We start from the raw sequence: 20428 nt of genomic DNA, 5'->3' as shown, positions 1-20428 counted from the left end.
GGTGACCCGTTTCGTCCTCCGCCGGCTGCTCCAGTCCGGCGTCGTGTTGCTCGGCGTGACACTGGTCGTGTTCCTGTTGCTGCAGCTCGTCCCGGGTGACCCCGTCCGGGTGGCGCTGGGCACCCGCTTCGACCCGCAGACGTACGAGGCGCTGCGGGCCCGGGCAGGGCTGGACCGGCCGTTGCCGGTGCAGTACCTCAGCTACGTCGGAAACGCCCTGACCGGCGACCTCGGGGTCAGCTTCCGCAGCGGACGCCCGGTCACGTCGATCGTGCTGGAACGGCTGCCGGCTACGCTCTCCCTGGCCTTCACCGCGCTCGTGTTCGCGATGTTGGTCGCGTTCCCGCTGGGGCTGCTCTCGGCGTTGCGCAGCGGCTCGGTGTTCGACCACGCGGCGCGGGTGTTCAGCCAGTTCGGTGTCTCGGTGCCGGATTTCTGGATGGGCATCCTGGGCATCCTGCTCTTCGCGGGCGTGCTTGGCTGGCTGCCGCCCTCCGGCTACGTGGCCCTCACCGAGGACCCCGCCCGGTGGGCCTCCCACGTGATCCTGCCGGCGGCCACCATCGGCCTGGTCACGGCGTCGATCCTCACCCGGTTCATCCGCTCCTCTGTGCTCGAGGTCCTCGCCGAGGACTATGTCCGCACCGCCGAGGCGAAGGGCCTGCGGACCAGGGTGGTGGTGCTGCGTCACGTCCTGCGCAACGCGCTGATCCCGGTTGTCACCGTCGTGGCGGTGCAGCTGGCGAGCCTACTCGGCGGCGTGATCGTGATCGAGGTGCTGTTCGCCTGGCCCGGCGTGGGTCGACTCACCTACGACGCGGTGCAGGCCCGGGACTATCCCGTGCTACAGGGCGCGGTTCTCCTCGTGGCCGCGTCGTTCCTGGTGGTCAACCTCCTGGTGGACGTTCTCTACGCCCGCCTCGACCCACGGATCCGGTTCCGATGAGCGGCGCCGGTGATCCGACGTGGCGCCGGGCGGTCGCGGCGCTGCGCCGCGACCCGCTGGCCGTGACCGGCGGTGCGGTGCTCGCGCTGCTGGTCGTGGTGGGGGTGGCCGGGCAGTGGCTGGCGCCCTCCGGCGTCAACGAGGTGGACGTCGACCGGATGCTCCAGGCGCCCAGCTGGTCCCACCCCTTCGGCACCGACGAACTCGGCCGGGACGTGCTCAGCCGGGTTCTGCTGGCGGCCCGGGTCTCGCTGCAGGTCGGAGTGGTCAGCGTGGGTATCGCCCTGGCGGTGGGCGTGACCCTCGGCCTGCTCGGCGGGTACTACCGGGGCCGGCTCGACAACGCGCTCATGCGGTGCATGGACGTGCTGTTCGCGTTTCCGGTCCTGCTGCTGGCCGTGGCGATCGTCGCGGTCCTGGGTCCGGGCCTGCTCACCGCGATGATCGCGATCGGGGTGGTGTACACCCCGATCTTCGCCCGGGTCACCCGAGCCGGCGTGCTCTCCGTGCGGGAGCAGGTCTTCGTCCGGGCCGCGGTCTCGGTCGGCGCGTCCGACCTGCGCATCATGCGCCGGCACGTGCTGCCCAACATCGCGGCGCCGGTGATCGTGCAGACGTCGCTGTCGCTGGCCTTCGCCATCCTGTCCGAGGCGGCACTGTCCTTCCTCGGGCTCGGCGTCCAGCCACCCGCGCCGGCGTGGGGCCGGATGCTCTACGACGGACGGGGTTTCGTCACCGAGGCGTGGTGGCTCGGGGTGTTCCCGGGTGCCGCGATCTTTCTCACCGTCCTCGCGTTCAACCTGGTCGGGGACGCGCTGCGGGACGTGCTCGACCCCCGTCAGCTCACCGTCAGCGAGGCGAGGAGGAGTGCCGGATGAGCGAGCGGCCCGTACTGGCCGTCGAGGGTCTCACCGTCACGATCGGCACCCGCCGGGGACCGGCCCGGGCGGTCGCCGGGGTCGACTGGTCGGTCCGGGCGGGGGAGACCCTCGCGCTGGTCGGCGAGTCGGGTAGCGGCAAGAGCATGAGCGTGCTCGCCGCCACCGGCCTCGCGCCCCGCTCGGCCCGCGTCGCCGGGCGCGTTCACCTGCTCGGCACGGACCTGGTCGGATTGCCGGAGCAGCGCCGGCGGCGGATCCGCGGCCGGCACGTCGGGTTCGTCTTCCAGGACCCGATGACGTCGCTCAACCCGGTGCTCACCGTGGGCCGCCAGATCGGCGAGGCCGGCGAGGAACACCTCGGCCTGACCCGGCGCGCAGCCCGGGCCCGCGCCATCGAACTGCTCGAACTCGTCGGTATCCCGTCGCCCGCCGACCGGGTGGACGCCTACCCACACCAGCTCTCCGGCGGTATGCGTCAGCGGGTGGTGATCGCGATGGCGCTGGCCTGCGAGCCGGATCTGCTGATCGCCGACGAGCCCACCACCGCCCTCGACGTCACCACCCAGGCGCAGATCGTCGAGCTGGTCGCCGACCTGCAACGGCGCCTCGGCACGGCCGTCGTCTGGATCACCCACGACCTCGGCGTCGTCGCCGGCACCGCGGACACCGTGGCCGTCATGTACGCCGGCCGCATCGTCGAACGGGGACCGGTCGACGCTGTCTTCGCCGCCCCGACGCACCCGTACACGACCGCACTGCTCGCCGCGCGGCCCGAACCGGGCGCCGGGGACGCGGAGCTGGTCACGATCCCGGGGACGCCGCCCAGCCCGCTGGACCTGCCTCCCGGCTGTGCCTTCTGGCCCCGCTGCCCGGTGCGGGGCGACGCCCGCTGCGAGCACGAGCTGCCGTCGTTGGTTCCCGTCTCGACCGATCACCACGTCCGGACCTTCTACCGGCCCCACCAGGAGGACGAATGACGACGGACAGCGTCGTGGCCGAACTGGACGACCTGACGGTGTGGTTTCCGACACCGGCCGGTGTGGTGCGCGCGGTGGACGGGGTGTCGTTGCGGGTGCGGCGTGGCGAGACGCTCGGTCTGGTGGGCGAGTCCGGCAGCGGCAAGTCCACCGCCGGCTTGGCCCTGCTGCGTCTGGTCGACCCCACGTCTGGACGGGTCCGGGTGGCCGGGCAGGACGTGACCCGATGGTCCCGGCGCCGGCTGCGCGGGCTGCGCCGCCGGGTCGCCATGGTTTTCCAGGACCCGCAGGCATCCCTCGACCCGCGGCACACCGTGGGGGCGAGCATCGCCGAACCACTGGTCGTGCACCGCCTCACCAGCGGCGCGGCCGCCCGCCGCGCCCGCGTGGCGGAGCTGCTCGACATGGTGGGCCTGCGCCGCGATGTCGCCGACCGGCACCCGCACGAACTCTCCGGCGGACAACGGCAGCGGGTGGGCATCGCCCGGGCGCTGGCCGGCGAGCCGGACCTCGTGGTCCTCGACGAACCCATCGCCTCCCTCGACCTGAGCGTGCAGGCGCAGATCATGAACCTGCTCCGTGGCCTGCAACGGGAGCTGGGCCTGACCTACCTGTTCATCGCCCACGACCTGGCCGCCGTCGAACACATGAGCGACCAGGTGGCCGTGATGTACCTGGGTCGGATCGTGGAGAGCGGCACGCCGGCGCAGATCTGGCGAAAGACCGCCCATCCGTACACAGCGGCCCTGCTGTCGGCGGTCCCCGTGGCCGATCCGAGGGTGGAGCGGGGCCGCCGCAGGATCATCCTCGACGGCGACATCCCAAGCCCGATCGATCCGCCCGGTGGCTGCCGGTTCCGTACCCGATGCCCCCAGGCCCGGCCCGACTGCGCCCGGACCGACCCGGTGCTCACCGAGGTGGGTGCCGGCCACCGAGCGGCCTGCCTGTTCGCGGGGGAGGCCGTTCGCGCGATGCGGGCGGAGGTCCCCGGATAGGCTCGCCGCCGCCCTCAGGGCCGGCACCGGACATACGGCGCGGTCTGGTCGGCCGTCGCCGTACTCCGCGGGCAGCTGGGTGACCACCTGCTCGTAACCGGACGGGTCGAGAGCCTCCCGGAGGATGTCGAAGACGGTCGTCACCCCGTCCCTCGCCGTGTCAACCTCGACGTCCGTGCGTCCGCTGACTCGTTCGACGAACACGTCGAGTCCGAAGCGCTCGGCGGCCTCGCTGGCACCGAAGGCGTACGGCCGGAGCCCGGCGGGCAGCTGCTCGGCCAGGTCGCGCGCCTCGCCGCCGTCGATTCGCTCGGCCAGAGTGGTCAGGGTGGCCCGGCTGACGGCGGCCGACCAAGCGCGACCGGTGCCAACGACGGGCTGCGCACCTGGTTCAGCGGCTTCCGGAAACCAGCGCCCGGGCCGCCCTGGTGATGGCCTCCGGTCCGATTCCGGCCTGGTCCATCAGCTCGGCGGGCGTGCCGGAGGTGGGCAGCCCGCGAACCGCCAGGTGGGTTACGCGCACCTCGGCCAGATCGGCCAGGGCTTCGAGTACGGCGGAACCGAGCCCACCCTCCGGGTAGTGGTCCTCGACGACGACGAGTCGGCCGCCGGTGGCCCGTACGGCGTCGAGCAGCCGGTCGCGGTCCACCGGCTTGACCGAGTAGAGGTCGATCACCCGGGTGCCGATCCCCTCGCCGGCCAACCGGTCGGCGGCGGCTAGGCAGTTGTGCGCGGTCACCCCGGCGCCGACGAGCGCCACCTGGTCGTCGCCGCCGGTGCGCAGCAGCTTGCTGCCGCCGATCGGGAAGCTGTCGTCGTTGTCGTAGAGGACGGGGTGCGCGCCGCGGGTGGTGCGCAGGTAGGTGACGCCTCTGTGGTCGACCATCCGCGCGACGAGGGCGGCGCAGGACACGGCGTCGCTGGGGTAGAGCACGGTGGACCCGTGGACGGCGCGTAGGGCGGCCAGGTCCTCCAGCCCCATCTGTGAGGGGCCGTCCGCGCCGATCTCCACCCCGGCGTGCGAACCGGACAGGACGATGTCGGCCCGTGAGATGCCGGCCATCCGGATGAAGTCGTACGCGCGGGACAGGAACGCGGCGAAGCTGGAGGCGAACGGGCGGTAGCCACGCACCTGAAGCCCGACGGCCGCGGCGACCAACTGCTGCTCGGAGATGAACATCTCGAAGAACCGCTCCGGGTACGCCTCGGCGAACCGGTCCGCCCGGGTGGAGTCGCTGACCTCTCCGTCGAGGGCGACCACATCCGGCCGAGCGCCCACCGCGCGCAGCGCCTCGCCGTACGCGTTACGGGTCGCCACCTTCGTTCCCCGGTCGTACCGTGGCAGCGCGGGTGGCGCGGCGGTGGGTGTGGGAACGGGCGGCACCGGTTCGGGCCGTGGTCCGCTGACGCGCGTCTGCCGGACGCCGCCGAGCGCGGCGACGGCGCGCTCGGCCTGGTCGGGCTTGAGCGACTTGCCGTGCCAGTCGGGCTGGTTCTCGATCTCGGGGACACCCTTGCCCTTGACGGTCCGGGCCAGCACCACGGTCGGGCCGGTCGCCTGCCGGGCCCGGCTCAGCGCGTCGTCGATGGCGGCCAGATCGTGGCCGTCGATGACGAGCGCCTGGCAGCCGAACGCCTCGATGCGCCGACGGTAGGTGTCCAGGTCCCACTCCAGCTCGGTCGGTCCGCGCTGTCCGAGCCGGTTTACGTCGACAATCGCGGTGAGGTTGCGCAGCCCGTAGTGCCCGGCCTTGTCCAGGGCCTCCCAGATGGAGCCCTCGGCCGTCTCGCTGTCGCCGCAGAGCACCCAGACGTGGAACGGAAGGTGGTCCAGGTGCTGGCCGGCCAGCGCGATCCCGACGGCGACCGGTAGTCCCTGGCCGAGGGAGCCGGTGGCGACGTCGACCCAGGGCAGCGCCGGCGTCGGGTGCCCCTGCAGGCGTGACCCGAACTGTCGGTACGTGTCGACCAGTTCCTCGTCGCTGATCGCGCCGACGGCTTTGAAGACCGCGTAGAGCAGGGGCGAGGCGTGCCCCTTGGAGAAGATCAGGTGGTCGTTGGCGCGGCTGCGCGGGTTCGTCCAGTCGTACCTCAGGTGCCGGGAGATCAGCACGGCGAGCAGGTCGGCGGCGGACAGACTCGACGTGGGGTGCCCGGAGCCGGCGCGGGTGCTGCACCGGATGGTGTCCACCCGCAGCTGGTCGGCCAGCTCGCCGACCTCCTCCGCGTGGAGCATCCGCTCTGCTTCCATGGTCACCGGCATCGCCTCCAGCTGTGAGCCTTCCGTCAGTCCGGCCCCCGTCGAGCTGCCCGGCCCCGAGCGGTGGGGGACGGGCGTCGCCGGCTGACGTCGGACAAACGGTAGTCAACAGAGCTGGCATGTGTCCGGAAACCACCGAACTATCCCGGTAATAGACGCTGCTGGCGGGTGCGGGGCTCGAGCCCCGCACCCGCCAGCAGCGGTGTGGCGGGCTGTCAGGGCTTGGTGATGCCCATCGTGTAGCTGCCGGAACCGCTGTACGCGTGCACCTCGAAGCGGTAGTAGCCGGCGGTGCCGTTGTAGGTCAGCGACTCGTCCGGCCCGGAGGTGTACGAGCTGGCCACGTCGACCCAGCTGGAGCCGCTCCACTTCTGCAGGTAGAGGTCGAAGTCGGCCCCGGTCGGCCCGTCGAGGCAGCCGCGGTGGGTGCCGGAGACGGACGAGTAGTAGTAGCTGCCGTTCGGCTGGTACCCGCTCTGCCCGGAGGAGACGCTGCCGGTGTAGGTGGCATCGAAGCCGGTGCAGCCGGTGGCCGGCGGCTCACCGCCACCACCGTTGGTGCGCAGGGTCAGGCCGTACCGTGACAGGATCTCGTTGACCGGCTGGAAGTACGTGGTCCCGCCGAAGGTGCAGTCGCCGGAACCGCCGGAGGTCACGCCCTGCGCCTGCTGGCCGGAGAGCCACGACCCGCCCGAGTCGCCGCGCTCGGCGCAGACGTTGGTGCGGGTCAGGCCGGTGACCGTGCCCTCTTCGTAGACGACCGTCTGGTTCTTGGCCTGGATCGAGCCGCAGTGCCAGCCGGTGGTCGAGCCGGAGCGGCAGACCGCCGCGCCGATCGCGGCCTCGGTGGAGCCGGCCACGGTCACGGTGCCGCCGGAGTAGTCGTTCACCCACGGCTGCGGGGTCCAGTTCGAGTTCGTCGCGACCCAGGCGTAGTCGTCGCCGGGAAACGACGAGCCCTGGAAGGTTCCCTGGGCGACCTGGTTGTAGCCCTGGGTGGGGGTGCCGGCGGTGCCGCAGTGCCCGGCGGTGACGAACCCGCCGGTCACCGAGAAGCCGACGGAGCAGCGTCCGCCGATGTAGAACGCGTCGCCGCCTCGGACGTCGTAGAGCGTGCGCGGCGTCTCGGTGGTGGTGACCACCCGGACCGCGGACGCGTCGACCCGGCTGGCCCGGACGAACGCCTTGGCGGCGCGGGCGTCGCCGCGGGCGAGCACGACGACGGTGTTGGTGGTGACGTCGACGTACCAGCCGGGGATCGCCTCGGCGGACGCCTTCGTGGCGTGCCGGTCGAGCGTCGACTTGATCCGGTCGAGCTCGGCGTTGCTTCGACGGACGATCGTCGCCCGTGCCCCGGCGTCCTTGACCTGCTTGGCAGCCGCCTTACCGGTGACGGCGACGACGAGACCGTCGGCGGACAGCCAGCCACCGGCGTACGCCGCGCCCAGCGACCGGCGCAGGCCCGCGTCCGTCCGGCTGCCTTTCTCGTCGCGGGCGATGCGGGTGCGGGCCTCGTCAATGGTGAGGCCGAAGTCGCGCTGCATCGCGGCGAGCATCTCCGACGACGCCGCGTCCCGGGCGGGGACGGCGCTCGCGGTGGTGGGTGACGCCGCGACGGCGGGTGACGCCGCGACGGTGAGGGCACCGACGGGCAGCAGGACCGCTGCTGCTACCGCGGCGAAAGCTCGTCTCATTCATAGCCTCCTCGCAAGTGGCCGCGGCGCCCAAGATGGGGGGTGACGCCGCGGACAGGACAGTGCCGCCGGTGCCGGCCTGCTCGCGCCGCGGGGTCAGGGGCGCGGCCGGGGGCGACCGGGCCTGCCGGACGGGCCGGTTCCGTGGCCGCTCGTCGTCTCGGCCCCGGCGCCGGCCCGGTCAGGCGGGCCAGCGACAACGTAACTTGTATGAACAGAAAATGATCTATATTAAACGGCTCATACCGCCGGTTGTTCAGACGTGTGGCGAGCTTCGAGCGGAGGTGAACCAGACGCGATCCCCGGGGGGCGAACTGCGCTGAATCCGGGCCAGCGGGGACGAGTAGCAGCCAGGGGTGGGTTCTCAGATGATCGAGAACCCACCCCTGGCTGGTGGAGGTAGCTCTTGGGCTGGAGGGTCGCCGTGCGCCGGCCGAGCTGTGGTCGCCCGCCGGACGCTGTTAGGCGATGAAGTCCCGGACCTTGGTGTAGTTACTGAAGTCCTCGTTCGTGTCAGTATGCTCTCTGCAGCCCACCGAGATATTCACCGCACCACGGAGCTTTGCTGAAATGTCGGGTTTGATTACTGCATCGCAGGTGGACCAGAGGGTGGCGTAGCTCACGCTTCCCGGGGTTTCGTCTCCCGAGTTCAGGGAGCGGAGGAAGCTGCTGCCCCAAAACATTTCCCGGCATGACTTGTAGACAGGGCAGAACACGGGCACGTCGGTTCCTTGAGGGCCATTCAAAACTCGGTCGACACCCATGGATGTCACGTTGAGTGAGGTTCGAGGGTGCCCGTGACCCGGGTTGACTGTCCGGAGTAGACGCAGCGGCTGGGATCCGATAGATCAGCTTTGTGTGGAAGTTGATCGAGGGTCAGCCGCTGCGCTGTGAAAGTATGACAGGACTCCCGACCGACCGGCTCGCTGACCTGATCGGCCGGGTTCGCGAGATCGTGGGCGATGAGTGGGAGAAGCCGCCGGTCGGGCGTCCGCACGTGTTGCCGCTGGCCACGGCGGTGATCGCGGTGCTGTTCGGACTCCGGCACAACATGCCCGACGAGGTCCTCGGCGAGGTGTTCGGCTGTTCGCAGGCCACGATCACCCGCTATCACCAGATCCTGCAGCCGATCCTGCGCTGGGTCACCCGTCCTGAGGTCGACCAGCGCCTGGAGCAGACCCGCCGTGACGGTGTGCTGGTTGACGGGTTCGTCGCCCCGGTCGGCGAACGCGAGTCCTACCACGGACTGTTCTCCGGCAAGAAACACCTGTCAGGGCAGAACGTGCAGGTCATCGCCAACCTCGATGGCCGCGTCGCCGACGTCGGCGAACCCGTCAACGGCGCCCGCCACGACGCGGCGGCGTTCTTCATCTCCGGCATCGCCGAACGCTGGGCCAGCCACCTCACCGACGGACCAGGCATGATCGGCGACGGCGGCTACCAGGGCACCGGCCCGATCACCCCGCACAAGAAACCACCCGGTGGGGAACTGACCGCCCAGCAAAAGGCGTACAACTACAGCGTCAACCGGCTCCGCGCCGCCGTCGAACGCGCCATCAGTCATCTGAAGAACTGGAAGATCCTCAAGACCGGCTACCACCGGATCATGACCGACTTCCCCGACGTGTTACGCACCGCCACCGCCCTGGAGATCTTCAGAACCGCCGCACCCGGGTTTTGAATGACCCTCCTTGGTCTACGTCGGGCACGGGAACGAATACGGCCACATTGGTTCCGTGGTTGGGGCCAGCCACGGAAACGAAGTCGTCTACGGTGGCTGTTCCGCCGTAGTTCTTTATGTACCAGCGGGAGCTGAGGGCGCCCATGGAGTGGGCAACGATGTCAACCTTGGTGGCGCTGGTCGCGGCGAGCACGTCCTGCACCTTGGTCTGGAGTTCCGCTGCGATGGTCGCGTTGGACTGTTTCCAGTCGTAGGACCAGGTGTGCAGCTCGGAGCTCCGGTAGCCGTCCGCCATGAACATGTCGATCCAGGCGTTCCAATCGCTGGCATCGGTGGTCATTCCGTGGACGAAGACGACGGGGTTCCGGGCGGCGGCGGCTGCGGACGACGGGGCAATCAGTGACGCCGTCGCTACCAGCGCGGCGACGACAGCGGTACGGATGAAGCGTTTCATGGGGTTTCCTTCGATCCACACAGCCCAAGGCTGTGTTGGCTAGCGGCGGCGAGGGTCGCACCGTCGGCGGAGAGCATTGACGCACGTGTTGGCACTGCCCACGCGCCGTCCGTACACTGCAGCCTTCGAGGAAGTCCGCATTCGCTGGCCGCAGTTGGCAGGATGGGACCGATGGTCGGTGGGCCCGGTCGCTGGCCGGTCAACGGCGCCGCTCTCCCACCCGGGACGTGGCCAGGTTCGGATCGGCTCGGAGCTGTCGCTGCGTGAATTTCCACGGGACCTCCCCTCCAAAGGTGTCGGATGTCCATGTCCGACCGACGCTAGCCGTGAAAATTGCTCGGGTCATCATTGAATAACCATGATCTTCGTCAGGGTTCGCCCCGAGGTGCCCCGGATCCTATAGGGCCAATTGTGCCCGTCGCGGTGTCGGCGGGCGCCGGCGTCGTCGGTCCGGGTGTCGCGCGAGTGGCTGCCCCCGAGCAGGTCAGGACTATCGGCGGCGTCATCTTCCACCCGGACAGGGCACCGACGGTAGCGGTGACGTCGGCGACGCTTGACAACCGCACGGCATCCGCCGCTCCATGGGTCGGGTGGGCCGTTGCGCGACTGTGAGACTTTGCGATGCTGTCAGGCGGCCTGACTGGACGCTTCTATGTGGTCTCCGCGCTTTGGTTGAAGTCGGTCGTTCAGGTGGCGGAACAGTTGGGCGGACGAGCTACGACTATCGACACCATTTACCCTGACTGATGAGTGACCGCGTACCCCTCCGACCTGTCCGACGCCCGCTGGGCGCTGGTCGCACCACACCTGACCGCCTGGCCAGACCCGCACCGACGCCGGCGTCGGCGGACGCACCGCCACTCACGACCTGCGGGAGATCGTCAACGCGATCCGCCACGTCAACCGCACCGGCATCGCCTGGCGCCACCTGCCCCACGACGTCCCGCCCCGGCAGACCGTCTACGGCTACTTCGCCGCCTGGACCGCGGACGGCATCGTCACCGACACCCGCTGAGGCCCACCGGGCCGGACCTGGCCGGTCCGGCGCATGGCCGGTGCCGTGCCGGGTATCCGCCCGGGGACGAAGGAGCCGGCCGGGCGCCCCCGCGGGAGACCCTCGACGGTGGCACCGACGAAGCTCCGCAGTTCGTCGCGCTCGATGACGGGTAAGGATGAACTCGATCGTGGTACGCCGCCGGCCACTCCGGCGGGGGGCCGGTTTCGCCGACCGCCGCCGCTGAGCCGTTGGCGGCGGGATGGTGACGTACGGCCGGCTACCGCCTCCGGTGTGCCGGTGTCGCGGGTGACGGGGGAGGTCGACGTGCGGGACGTTGCGGTCGCGCCGGTGGAGGTCGGTGCGGTGTCGGCGGGGCTGGCGGAGCGGGTGTGGATCAATGCCCGGGAGGCTCCGCACGCGGTCCAGTTCGTCCGCCCGGCCCCCGTGTCGCGGGCGTGGCCCGCGCGGCGGTCGCTGCGCGGCGGCGACCTGCCGGTGACGTGTGAGCAGTTCCGCGACGACGTGCTGAGCCTCGCCCGCGGGTTTCTCGCGGCGGGAGTGGGACACGGTGACCGCGTCGCGTTGATGAGCCGCACCCGGTACGAGTGGACGCTGGTCGACTACGCGCTGTGGACGATCGGGGCGGTGACCGTGCCGGTCTACGAGACGGCGAGCGCAGACCAGCTCGGCTGGATCCTGTCGGACTCGGGCGCGGTCGGCTGCGTGCTGGAGACGCCCGCACACGCCGAGCTGGCCACAAGCCGTCGGTCGGACCTGCCGGAGCTGCGCGAGGTGTGGCAGATCGAAGCGGGCGACCTGATCGCCCTCGCCGGGCGGGGCCGCGCCGTCGAAGAAGCGCGGATCGACGCCCGCCGTGAGCGGGTGACCGATGGCGACGTGGCCACGATCGTCTACACCAGCGGCACGACCGGCCGTCCCAAGGGCTGCGTGCTGACTCACCGTAACCTGCGGTGCGACGTGACCGGCGCGGTCGCGGCACTGTCCCAGCTGCTGCACCCCGGGGCGTCGACGGTACTGTTCCTGCCACTGGCGCACGCGTTCGCCCGGTTGATCCAGGTGGGGGTGGTGCAGAGCCGGTCGACCCTGGTACACAGCGCCGACATCGCCGGGGTGTTGGAGCAGCTGCGCCGACATCGTCCGACGTTCGTCTTGGCGGTGCCACGGGTCTTCGAGAAGATGTACAACCGAGCCCGACAGCGGGCCGACGACGCGCACCGCGGCTGGTTGTTCGCCGTTTTCGACCGGATGGCGGTGCGCTACAGCCGCGCCCTCGACACCCCGCGCGGGCCGAGTCCGCTGTTGCGGCTGGCGCGCGGGGCCGGTGACCTGTTGGCGTACCGGAAGCTACGGGCGGCGCTGGGCGGACGGTGCCGGACGGCGATCGTCGGCGGCGCGCCCCTCGGCGAGCGGCTGGGGCACTTCTTCCGGGGGGCGGGCATCCTGGTGCTGGAGGGGTACGGCCTCACCGAGACATCACCGGCCCTGACGGCGAACCTGCCGTCGGCACAGCGGATCGGCACCGTCGGTCGGCCGCTGCCCGGGATGGAGATCCGCATCGCCGACGACGGCGAGGTGCTCGCCCGCGGCGACGTCGTCTTCCCGGGCTACTGGAACAACCCGGACGCCACCCGGGCCGCCTTCACCGCGGACGGGTGGCTGCGCACCGGCGACCTCGGTCGCCTCGACCCGGACGGCTTCCTGCGTATCACCGGCCGCGCGAAAGAGATCATCGTGACCGCGGCCGGCCAGAACCTCGCACCCGGGCCGATTGAGGAGGCGATCCGGGCGCACCCGCTGGTCAGCCAGTGCGTGCTCGTCGGCGACGGCCGCCCCTACGTGACCGCGCTGGTCACCATCGATCCGCAGGTCTGGCAGCGCTGGCGGTCCGCACACGGCCGGCCGGACAGCTCGATCGACCAGGCTCGCGACGATCCCGCCCTGCGCGGCGAGATCCAGGCTGCCGTCGACCGGGCCAACCGGACGGTGTCGCGGGCGGAACAGGTCAAGACCTTCGCCATTCTGCCCCGGGATTTCACCGAGGCCGACGGGGAACTCACCCCTACCCTGAAGATCAAACGCGATGTCGTCGAGCAGCGCTACCGCGCGGACATCGAATCCCTCTACCGCGGCCACTGATCCGCTCGTGCGCCGGATCCGTCGTCACTCCGGCGCGGGCGGCACGTCCACCGGGCGGGCGGCCGCAGCAGCCGGTCGACGCCACCCACCAGACGGCAGTCGTGCCGGGAGCGGCCATCCCCTCGGCAATTGGGTCGTACACCTCGATGGCTGCCGGAGGACGCCGTGGCCCCGGCAATCCGTGGATGCCCCGTGTACGTCGCCAAGACTAGCGGTGTAGGTCGTGACTCTCGTCCGCCTCGGTCTCCTTCGCCAGGGGCGGCAGCGGCCCGACGGTCTCCTCGTACGTGCCGGACAGGCCGGCGATCAGCGCGTCCAGGCCCAGGGCGAAGGCGCCCTCGTCGACCTGTTGCTGGTGTTCGGCGAGGCGGTGGGCCTGGGCCAGGTGCGGATACTGGTCGGCATAGACCGACGGGTCCTCGACGAAGCCACGGGCGAACGAGCCCAGCGCCGAGCCGGCCACGAAGTAGCGCATGAGCGCCCCGACGTGGGTCGCCCGGGCAGGCGGCCAGCCCGCGTCGACCAAGCCTCCGTAGACGGCGTCCGCCATGGCCAGGGCGGCGGGTCGTCGACCCGGCCCCTGGGCCAGGTACGGCACGATGCGCGGATGGGCCGCGAGTGCCGCCCGGTAGGAGTGGCCCCACCGGCGCAGTGCCTGCCGCCAGTCGACGTCACCGAAGAACGACACGTCCACCCGCACCGTGATGCTGTCGGCGACGGCGTCGAGGATCTCGTCCTTGGTGGCGAAGTGGTTGTACAGCGACGGCCCGCGCACGCCGAGCTCGGCGGCCAGCCGGCGGGTGGAGAATCCCGCCAGCCCTTCCGCATCGATCAGCGCGGCGGCGGCCTCGACGATCCGCTGCCGGCTGAGTAGCGCCTGTCTCGGGCGGGGCATGTCGGTCTCCTCTGCGGGGTGGTCCGCCCGAACTCTGCCAGATTCAGGTCTGGACAGCCGAAAACTTGCGTCGCTAGTTTACTGTGCATGGACCTCCATCGCTTCGCCGAACAGCCGGCGGTCCGCCAGCTCGCCGCAGCGGCGGGCCGCCGAGCAGGCGCCGCTGCGCCGGGTTGCCCAGCTGGCCGACATCGCCGCGGCGATCGCCTTCCTGGGCAGTGACGACATGCCGTACGTCAGCGGGCCCGTACGTCGAACGGCGGCTTCCGCTGACGCCCATCGCACCACGAGCACCGGGAGGGGACATGGACTTCGCGCTCTCCGACGAGCAGCGGGCCGTCCGGGACACGGCCCGCGACTTCATCCGGCGGGAGGTGATGCCGCTGGAGCAGGAGCTGCTGCGCCGCGAGCGGGCCCACCGGCCTGGCCTGGAACGCGGCGAGCTGCGGGAACTCCAGCTCAAGGCGCGTCGGTTCGGCTTCTGGGCGCTGGCCACCCCGGCGGAGTACGGCGGGATGGAACTGCCCGCGGTCACCCAGTCGCTGATCTGGACCGAGCTGGGCCGGTCGTTCGTGCCGTTCCGGTTCGGCGGGGAGGCGGACAACATCCTCTTCCACGCCACGGCGGAGCAGCAGAAGGAGTTCCTCGTTCCGACGATCGAGGGGGAGCGGATCTCCTGCTTCGCCATCACCGAGCCGGGCGCCGGTTCGGACGCGGCGAACATCCGACTCTCCGCGCGGCGGGACGGCGACGACTGGATTCTCGACGGTGAGAAGACCTTCATCACCAACGGCAACGACGCGGACTTCGCGATCGTGGTGGCGGTGACCGACCGGGAGAAGGACGTACGCGACGGCGGCGCCACCGCGTTCCTGGTGGACCGGGCGATGGGGTGGCGGTCGGAGTTCATTCCGACCATGGGCGAGGGTGGGCCAGCGTCGTTGCTCTTCGACGGTGTCCGGGTGCCGCACCGCAACATCCTGGGCGAGGTCGGGCAGGGCTTCGCGCTCGGCATGGAGTGGATCGGCAAGGGGCGCTACACCATCCCGTCGCACGCGCTGGGGATCGCCGAGCGGGCGTTGCAGATGGCGATCGACCACGCCAACAGCCGCGAGACGTTCGGCGCGAAGATCGGTACCAACCAGGCGATCCAGTGGATGATCGCCGACTCGGAGACCGAGCTGGAGGCAGCCCGTTGGCTCGTCCTGCGCGCCGCCTGGACAGTCGACGCCGGCCTCGACCCTCGGCACGCCTCCTCCATGGCGAAGCTCTACGGCGCGGGCATGGTCAACCGGGTGGTGGACCGGGTACTCCAGATCCACGGTGGCATGGGCTACACCCGGGAGTTGCCGATCGAGCGCTGGTACCGGCAGGTGCGTCTCTACCGCATCTTCGAGGGCACCGACGAGATGCAACGGCTCATCATCGCTCGCGACCTGTTGCGCGGTTACACGAAAGTGGGGGCACAGCTGGCATGAGGACTTTCTCCTCCGTTGACGAGTTGGCCCGCGCGGTTGGCGAGATCCTCGGCCCGGGGCGTGGTACCCGGTCGACCAGCGCCGCGTGGACCTGTTCGCCGACGCCACCGACGACCACCAGTGGATCCACCTCGACCCGGAGCGCGCCGCCGCCGGGCCGTACGGCGGCACCGTCGCGCACGGCTACCTGACCCTGTCCCTGCTGCCGGTGTTGGTCTCCCGCCTGTACGGGGTCGAGGGCGTGCGGATGGGGGTGAACTATGGGCTCAACCGGGTGCGGTTTCCCGCGCCGGTAAGGGTCGGCGGCGCGGTGCGGGCCACCGCCACCATCAACGAGGTGACCGCGGTCGGCGATGCCGTCCAGGTCGTTGCCACGGTCACCGTCGACAGTGACGCCGGCGGCAAACCGGTCTGCGTAGCGGAGACGGTCGGCCGCCTCCACGTCTGATCGGTCGCCTCCACGTCTGAACGGAAGGGAATCCGGTTGACGCCCTGGCCCCTCCGTGGTTCGTGTCGTGGTCACCCGTCGACCGGGCCCGCCGACCTCCGCTGGGCGGCGATCCCCAGTGCGGCGTCGACGGCGAGAAAGGCCAGCAGCGGCCCGCCGAACCAGGGCAGCGCCCAGCCGACGGCGACGGTCAGCGGCACGCCGAGCAGCAGCGCCCAGACGGGCAGACCACGGAGGCCGCCCCGGGCGGGTGGGGCGCCCGTCGGGGCGCGTCGGTCAGCCCGAGTGGGACGGCGCTGCCACCACATCCGGTAGCCCCAGACGACGACGCAGAGCAGGCCGAGGGCGAGCCCGGCGAGCAGGACCTGGTTGACCGGCCCGAAGAGCAGCCCCATGTGGGCCTGGATCCCGAGGCTGCTGAGCTGGGCGAGCAGCGGCCAGTCAGCGAAGTTGCTGCGGGCGGTGATGGCGCCGTCGGTGGGGTCAACGGCCACGCGGTCCCGGGCAACGGGCCAGGTGTTGTCGGTCTGGGCGACGGTCCAGGCAGCCCCCGGCTCCTCGGCGGGGGCGATCTCGATCGGGCCGGACAGCCCGGCGTCGCGGGCGACGGTGAGGACGCGGTCGAAGGTCGCCGGGTCCGCCGGTCCGCCCACTCCGGGTAAGCCGTGCTGGTGCTCCCCGCCGCTGTCGCTTGGACCGGTGCCCAGGCTCGTGTCGAGCGCGGGCCGACCGGCGTCGAGGGCGTCGAGGCCGGCGCCGAAGTTCGCGCCGGCGAATCTCGACCAGGTGAGGCCCGTCATGGACAGGAAGAGCAGGCCGACGGCGAGCCAGACGCCCATGGTGGCATGCCAGCTCCGGGTGCGGCGAACCCCCCGGTGGGACGCCAGGTCCGGCAGCAGCAGGTGCCGGATCCGGGCACGGCCGGTGGTTCGCCGGCGCCACCACAGGACGACGCCACCGAGGACGAGGAGCCACAGCCAGCTCGCGGCGATCTCGGAATAGTGCCGGCCGACGTCGCCGAGGTGCAGGTTGCGATGCAGGTCGTCCAGCCAGGTGGTGACCGGGGTGGCGCCGAACCACGTGGTTAGCTGTCCCGTCACCTCGGCCGTGTAGGGGTTGACGTAGACCGTGTGCTGCTTATCGCCCAGCTCGGGCTGCGAGAAGACCACCTGGGTGGTCCTGCCGTCGGCACCGGGCTGCACTGCGGCGAGGATGCCGTCCGGGTGCGCGGTTCGTGCGGCGGTGACCTGTTCGGCCAGCGTCCTCGGCTGGGCGCCGGTGCCGGCGACAGTGAGCTTGTCGCCGTACAGTGCCTGGTCCAACTGCGGTGTGACGGTGTATGCGAGGCCGGTCAGGGCGGCGATGACCAGGAACGGGGCGACGAGGATGCCGGTGTAGAAGTGCAGCCGGACCAGCAGCGCCGCGAGGGGTGTGCTCGGCCGGGCCGGTCGCGGGGCGGCGCTCCGGTCGGCGCCGGATTCCGCGGTGGAATCTCCGGACAACTTGATCATGGACATCTACTTCTCCGATCGGAGTGGAAGAGTATTGGGTCGACCGGCTCACGCCTCGAGGAGCGGTGGTGTCAGGCGGCGCCCGGTCGCCATCTCCCGTCGGATAGTCGGGTGTGATGTCCCGGTGGTTCCCTGGGCTTCGGCGTCTACCGTGACCGGTTCCGTCGACGGTCGAGCGCGACCGACCGCCACGACCCGCGCGAGCGGGACCACGCCGTCGACACCGACCGCCGGTAGGCCCGCCGCCGGCCGGCCCACCCGCGCGGCGGCCGGCGACGACGCGGTCGCGACGTCCGGTGCGAGCGGCCGGGCGGTGACGATACGTTGTCGAGGGGTGCCGGCTTTCGGGTTGGCCGTGCCATCGAGGTGGCCGAACAGGTGCCCGACAGTTTCGGCCGGCCAGCGGGCTCGGGCTGGCTCAGCCGGCCGTAGCACCACCGCGCCGGACGTCCCGGGCATCATCGACGGCGGTGAGCAGATCCTCGCGGGCCCGCGCCACTCGTGACCGGATCGTGCCGACCGGGCATTCGCACACCTGCGCCGCCTCGGCGTAGGACAGGCCGAGGATCTGGGTGGCGACGAACGCCTCCCGCCGCTCGGCCGGCAACGCCGCGACGAGGTGTTCCAGCGCGACCTGCCGGTCGAAGCCGCTGCGCGCCACGTCCGCAGCGTCGAACGAGTCCGACATCGGTACGGTACGTGGTCGAGCCGTCGCGGCGCGGACATGGTCGACGGCGACCCGGCGGGCGATGGCGAACAGCCAGGTCCGAGCGGTGGACCGGCCGGCGAACGACGGCAACGACCGTACCGCCCGCAGGAACACCTCCTGCGCCAGGTCGTCGGCTTCCGACGGCGAGACCAGTGCGGCGAGGAAACGGCGGACCTGTAGCTGTGTCGCCCGCACGAACCGGGTGGCGGCGTCGCGGTCACCCCGGCCGGCGGCCAGTGCCCACGCCGTGACCTCCGTGTCGTCGTCCGTCACCGGAACCTCCGCGTCCGCCGCGGCCCGACGGCGGCCTCGACGAGTCGTCGTAGTGATCGGGCGGTAGCGTACCGTACGCGCTGTCGTCCGCTCCCTCCACCGGTACGTGCCGGCCGGGCGACCGGATCAAACTCTGGTGCCGGATCAACCCTGGTGGACGAAGTCCCGGGCGGCCTGATCGATCGCCGCCCCGCCGTCCCGATCCACCGGTCCACACGCGGGCCCGCGCTCCGCCGGGCCGGGTTGGCCGCGGCGGGGTCAGCGCCTTCGGCCTCGTTCCACCACGCGGAGGGTGTTGCAGACGTCGGCGACGCCCGGAACGTCCCAGGCGAGTTCCCCGGCCGCCGTCCGCGCGTCGACGTGGGCGACCTTGCCGGCGAGGATGACCACCCGGTTCTGCACCGTCACCGTGATCTGCTGGCGTCGCGTCGTCCAGTCGATGCTGAGCCGCTGCGCGGCGAGCGCCGCCAGCCGGGTGTCCTCGTCATCCGGCTGCGGCGGGTCCCAGGTGGGGTGGAAGGGGTCGTTCTCGGGCGTGGACCAGGGCATGACCATGTCGGCGTCCTCATCTCGGGCGGGTTCGCGGGGGAGCGGATAGGCGCGGTCGTCAACCGTGTGACGCGGTCCGCTCAGACGAGCACCTCGGGCTCGGACGCGGTTCCGGACCGGGCCGCGACGACCGGGAACGCGGTCTCCAGGCGCATCGTGTGCAGCACGGTCAACACGAACCGGGACGGGGCGCGGAGGCACAGCACCGCGCCCCGCTGGCGCGCCTCCTGCCGGGCGCGGACCAGCAGGCCGAGACCGACCGAGTCGATCTGTTCGACGGCGGAGAGGTCCACCGTCACCCGGCCGTCGTGTTCCTCCACGGCTGCGAGTGCCGCCTGCAACGCCCCGGTGTCCGGTTCGGCGGCGGCCGGCACCGGGTCGCCGATCTCTTCGAGATCCTCGGCCCCGAGGGGGTGCGTGCCGGCCGCCGCCTCTCCAGGGGCGGGGAGCGGGGTGCAACGCGGGCACCGGTGCGGGCCGGTCGCGAAGGGGGAGCCGCTCCACCCGTGTTCCGACACCAGGGTCCAAACCACCTCGGCGTCGGGCAGGACGACGGCGGTGCTCGCGGCGGTGTCGCCGCAACCGTCGCAGATCAGGGTCATCGTGTTCTCGTCCGGCACGACGGTCATGGGTGCTTCCCTTCCTGGTCCGTCGGCGCGGTCGGGTCGGTGGCGGTCCGCCACCGGGTCGTGGCACCCTCCGCGGTGCGCGGTGCCCGCCCCGCGGTGGCGACGGCGAGGACGACTGCGGCACCGGCGAAGCCGGCCTGGACGCCCAGCCGGAGCAGGCTGGGCCCGGCGACGTCGAGCCCGGCGACGCGGGCGCTGATGGTGCCGAGCAGTGCGGCGCCGACGCCCACCGCGAGAGTCAGCCAGACCGGTGCGGCCGGCCGTCCCGGGAGGACGAGCCGTCCGAGTGCCCCGACGGCGAGGCCGACGACGAGGGCGTGGATGAGTGCGTTGCCGGTCACGGCTGCCTCCTCTCAGCTGGCGGCCCGGGGCGGTACGGCGACTCGCGCGCGACCGTGGACCGTGGAGAGGGTCCGGCTGGGTGCTCCGGCGGGGCGTGGGGGCGCTGTCGCTCCATCGGGGCTGGAGCTGACGATCGGGAGCGCGGCGTCCACGCGGGCGGTGTGCAGGATGCTGCGGATCCGGGGGTTGGGATCGCGGAGGACGAGAACGGCGCGGCGGCGGGTCAGCCGTCGGTGCACGTCGAGCAGCAGGCTGATGGCGGCGGCGTCGATGTGCCGGCATCCGGACAGATCGACCACCACCTCGTGCGGATCCAGCGACAGGATCCGGTCGAAGACGGCACCGACCTCTGGGAGCGTGTCCAGGTGTAGGTCCTCGGTGATGCCCACCTCGACCCGGGGTACCGTGCACTCCGGCGGGACGGCCTGCGGCGCGGTCATACCTGCCCTCCTTGCGTCACGGTTGTCCAGGCCCGCATTACACCCTCTAAGTGGATCTTGTCGCGGCCGGCGCGGTTGGATGACAGTCGCGTGACAAATCCTGCGGCGGGGG

18 protein-coding genes and 4 pseudogenes are annotated in these 20428 nt (G+C 71.3%); 9 read left to right on the top strand and 13 right to left on the bottom strand.

The features are described 5' to 3' along the window. The first annotated feature begins 1 nt into the window (after position 1). Genes QTQ03_RS06620 through QTQ03_RS06605 form a run of 4 tightly spaced genes read left to right on the top strand, consistent with a single transcriptional unit; the run spans position 2 to position 3799 of the window. Positions 2-946: an ABC transporter permease gene (locus QTQ03_RS06620; RefSeq protein ID WP_289277208.1), complete on the top strand. Its 945-nt coding sequence runs from the start codon at positions 2-4 to the stop codon at positions 944-946. Next, positions 943-1824, top strand: a complete 882-nt coding sequence (locus tag QTQ03_RS06615; protein WP_289277207.1) for an ABC transporter permease — start codon at positions 943-945, stop codon at positions 1822-1824. Before QTQ03_RS06620 ends, QTQ03_RS06615 begins: the two co-directional genes overlap by 4 nt. Next, the gene (locus tag QTQ03_RS06610) at positions 1821-2804 is read left to right on the top strand and encodes an ABC transporter ATP-binding protein (RefSeq protein WP_289277206.1); all 984 of its coding nucleotides are present in this window, start codon (positions 1821-1823) and stop codon (positions 2802-2804) included. Before QTQ03_RS06615 ends, QTQ03_RS06610 begins: the two co-directional genes overlap by 4 nt. After that, entirely contained in the window at positions 2801-3799 is a 999-nt protein-coding gene (locus tag QTQ03_RS06605; protein WP_289277205.1) for an ABC transporter ATP-binding protein, read from the top strand. The genes QTQ03_RS06610 and QTQ03_RS06605 overlap by 4 nt, the downstream gene beginning before the upstream one ends. 117 nt (positions 3800-3916) lie before the next feature. Here QTQ03_RS06605 and QTQ03_RS06600 read toward each other — a convergent pair. The 4 genes and pseudogenes from QTQ03_RS06600 to QTQ03_RS06585 form a co-directional block, all read right to left on the bottom strand. Then, a pseudogene (locus QTQ03_RS06600) lies at positions 3917-4105 on the bottom strand (DUF2267 domain-containing protein); the annotation flags it as partial. A gap of 85 nt (positions 4106-4190) precedes the next feature. After that, the gene (locus QTQ03_RS06595) at positions 4191-6050 is read right to left on the bottom strand and encodes a transketolase (protein ID WP_289280711.1); all 1860 of its coding nucleotides are present in this window, start codon (positions 6048-6050) and stop codon (positions 4191-4193) included. A 224-nt stretch (positions 6051-6274) separates the two neighbouring features. Further along, the gene (locus tag QTQ03_RS06590) at positions 6275-7753 is read right to left on the bottom strand and encodes a S1 family peptidase (protein WP_289277204.1); all 1479 of its coding nucleotides are present in this window, start codon (positions 7751-7753) and stop codon (positions 6275-6277) included. A gap of 461 nt (positions 7754-8214) precedes the next feature. Then, a pseudogene (locus QTQ03_RS06585) lies at positions 8215-8484 on the bottom strand (lipase); the annotation flags it as partial. Between the two features lie 167 nt (positions 8485-8651). Between QTQ03_RS06585 and QTQ03_RS06580 the strand changes: the two are divergent. Beyond that, positions 8652-9434, top strand: a complete 783-nt coding sequence (locus QTQ03_RS06580; RefSeq protein ID WP_289277203.1) for a transposase family protein — start codon at positions 8652-8654, stop codon at positions 9432-9434. Positions 9435-9441: 7 nt separating this feature from the next. On the opposite strand, the pseudogene QTQ03_RS06575 reads toward QTQ03_RS06580, so the two are convergent. After that, a pseudogene (locus QTQ03_RS06575) lies at positions 9442-9888 on the bottom strand (esterase/lipase family protein); the annotation flags it as partial. Between the two features lie 750 nt (positions 9889-10638). Here QTQ03_RS06575 and QTQ03_RS30240 point away from each other — a divergent pair. Beyond that, a pseudogene (locus QTQ03_RS30240) lies at positions 10639-10894 on the top strand (transposase); the annotation flags it as partial. Between the two features lie 315 nt (positions 10895-11209). Next, positions 11210-13042 (top strand): AMP-dependent synthetase/ligase, encoded by a 1833-nt coding sequence (locus tag QTQ03_RS06565; RefSeq protein ID WP_289277201.1) that lies wholly within the window; start codon positions 11210-11212, stop codon positions 13040-13042. 208 nt (positions 13043-13250) lie between these two features. Here QTQ03_RS06565 and QTQ03_RS06560 read toward each other — a convergent pair whose 3' ends face one another. Together QTQ03_RS06560 and QTQ03_RS06555 are read right to left on the bottom strand one after the other, a co-directional pair. Continuing rightward, positions 13251-13937 carry a TetR/AcrR family transcriptional regulator gene (locus tag QTQ03_RS06560; RefSeq protein ID WP_289277200.1) on the bottom strand — a complete coding sequence of 229 codons (687 nt, stop codon included), beginning with the start codon at positions 13935-13937 and terminating at the stop codon, positions 13251-13253. 78 nt (positions 13938-14015) lie between these two features. Then, complete coding sequence (locus QTQ03_RS06555) at positions 14016-14165, bottom strand: hypothetical protein (protein WP_289277199.1); 150 nt, start codon at positions 14163-14165, stop codon at positions 14016-14018. Positions 14166-14242: 77 nt separating this feature from the next. On the opposite strand from QTQ03_RS06555, the gene QTQ03_RS06550 reads away from it, so the two are divergent. Next, positions 14243-15415 (top strand): acyl-CoA dehydrogenase family protein, encoded by a 1173-nt coding sequence (locus QTQ03_RS06550; protein ID WP_289277198.1) that lies wholly within the window; start codon positions 14243-14245, stop codon positions 15413-15415. A gap of 85 nt (positions 15416-15500) precedes the next feature. Continuing rightward, complete coding sequence (locus tag QTQ03_RS06545) at positions 15501-15863, top strand: MaoC family dehydratase (protein ID WP_353890574.1); 363 nt, start codon at positions 15501-15503, stop codon at positions 15861-15863. Positions 15864-15934: 71 nt separating this feature from the next. On the opposite strand, the gene QTQ03_RS06540 is transcribed toward QTQ03_RS06545, so the two are convergent. The 6 genes from QTQ03_RS06540 to QTQ03_RS06515 form a co-directional block, all read right to left on the bottom strand. Continuing rightward, positions 15935-17374: a PepSY-associated TM helix domain-containing protein gene (locus QTQ03_RS06540; protein ID WP_353890573.1), complete on the bottom strand. Its 1440-nt coding sequence runs from the start codon at positions 17372-17374 to the stop codon at positions 15935-15937. Between the two features lie 418 nt (positions 17375-17792). Continuing rightward, on the bottom strand, positions 17793-18356 hold the full coding sequence (locus QTQ03_RS06535; RefSeq protein WP_289277196.1) for a sigma-70 family RNA polymerase sigma factor: 564 nt from the start codon (positions 18354-18356) through the stop codon (positions 17793-17795). 258 nt (positions 18357-18614) lie between these two features. Next, a complete protein-coding gene (locus QTQ03_RS06530) occupies positions 18615-18911 on the bottom strand; it encodes a BON domain-containing protein (protein ID WP_289277195.1) in 297 nt (98 codons plus the stop codon). Positions 18912-18985: 74 nt separating this feature from the next. Continuing rightward, a complete protein-coding gene (locus tag QTQ03_RS06525) occupies positions 18986-19534 on the bottom strand; it encodes an STAS domain-containing protein (protein ID WP_289277194.1) in 549 nt (182 codons plus the stop codon). Next, entirely contained in the window at positions 19531-19875 is a 345-nt protein-coding gene (locus QTQ03_RS06520; RefSeq protein ID WP_289277193.1) for a hypothetical protein, read from the bottom strand. Before QTQ03_RS06520 ends, QTQ03_RS06525 begins: the two co-directional genes overlap by 4 nt. Before the next feature lie 12 nt (positions 19876-19887). Beyond that, a complete protein-coding gene (locus QTQ03_RS06515) occupies positions 19888-20316 on the bottom strand; it encodes an STAS domain-containing protein (protein ID WP_289277192.1) in 429 nt (142 codons plus the stop codon). Between the last annotated feature and the right edge of the window lie 112 nt (positions 20317-20428).

Origin of the sequence: Micromonospora sp. WMMA1363, from assembly GCF_030345795.1 — a bacterium.
Lineage (GTDB): Bacteria > Actinomycetota > Actinomycetes > Mycobacteriales > Micromonosporaceae > Micromonospora.
Note: the sequence above shows the minus strand (reverse complement) of the source record. Positions and strands in the feature narration are given on the sequence as shown.

Bases quoted from the DNA above. Each gene is read 5' to 3' on its own strand.
- QTQ03_RS06580 (WP_289277203.1), top strand. From the start codon at position 8,652: ATGACAGGACTCCCGACCGACCGGCTCGCTGACCTGATCGGCCGGGTT.
- QTQ03_RS06530 (WP_289277195.1), bottom strand. From the start codon at position 18,911: ATGGTCATGCCCTGGTCCACGCCCGAGAACGACCCCTTCCACCCCACC.
- QTQ03_RS06525 (WP_289277194.1), bottom strand. From the start codon at position 19,534: ATGACCGTCGTGCCGGACGAGAACACGATGACCCTGATCTGCGACGGT.
- QTQ03_RS06590 (WP_289277204.1), bottom strand. From the start codon at position 7,753: ATGAGACGAGCTTTCGCCGCGGTAGCAGCAGCGGTCCTGCTGCCCGTC.
- QTQ03_RS06515 (WP_289277192.1), bottom strand. From the start codon at position 20,316: ATGACCGCGCCGCAGGCCGTCCCGCCGGAGTGCACGGTACCCCGGGTC.
- QTQ03_RS06550 (WP_289277198.1), top strand. From the start codon at position 14,243: ATGGACTTCGCGCTCTCCGACGAGCAGCGGGCCGTCCGGGACACGGCC.
- QTQ03_RS06605 (WP_289277205.1), top strand. From the start codon at position 2,801: ATGACGACGGACAGCGTCGTGGCCGAACTGGACGACCTGACGGTGTGG.
- QTQ03_RS06595 (WP_289280711.1), bottom strand. From the start codon at position 6,050: ATGGAAGCAGAGCGGATGCTCCACGCGGAGGAGGTCGGCGAGCTGGCC.
- QTQ03_RS06615 (WP_289277207.1), top strand. From the start codon at position 943: ATGAGCGGCGCCGGTGATCCGACGTGGCGCCGGGCGGTCGCGGCGCTG.
- QTQ03_RS06540 (WP_353890573.1), bottom strand. From the start codon at position 17,374: ATGATCAAGTTGTCCGGAGATTCCACCGCGGAATCCGGCGCCGACCGG.
- QTQ03_RS06610 (WP_289277206.1), top strand. From the start codon at position 1,821: ATGAGCGAGCGGCCCGTACTGGCCGTCGAGGGTCTCACCGTCACGATC.
- QTQ03_RS06555 (WP_289277199.1), bottom strand. From the start codon at position 14,165: ATGTCGTCACTGCCCAGGAAGGCGATCGCCGCGGCGATGTCGGCCAGC.
- QTQ03_RS06560 (WP_289277200.1), bottom strand. From the start codon at position 13,937: ATGCCCCGCCCGAGACAGGCGCTACTCAGCCGGCAGCGGATCGTCGAG.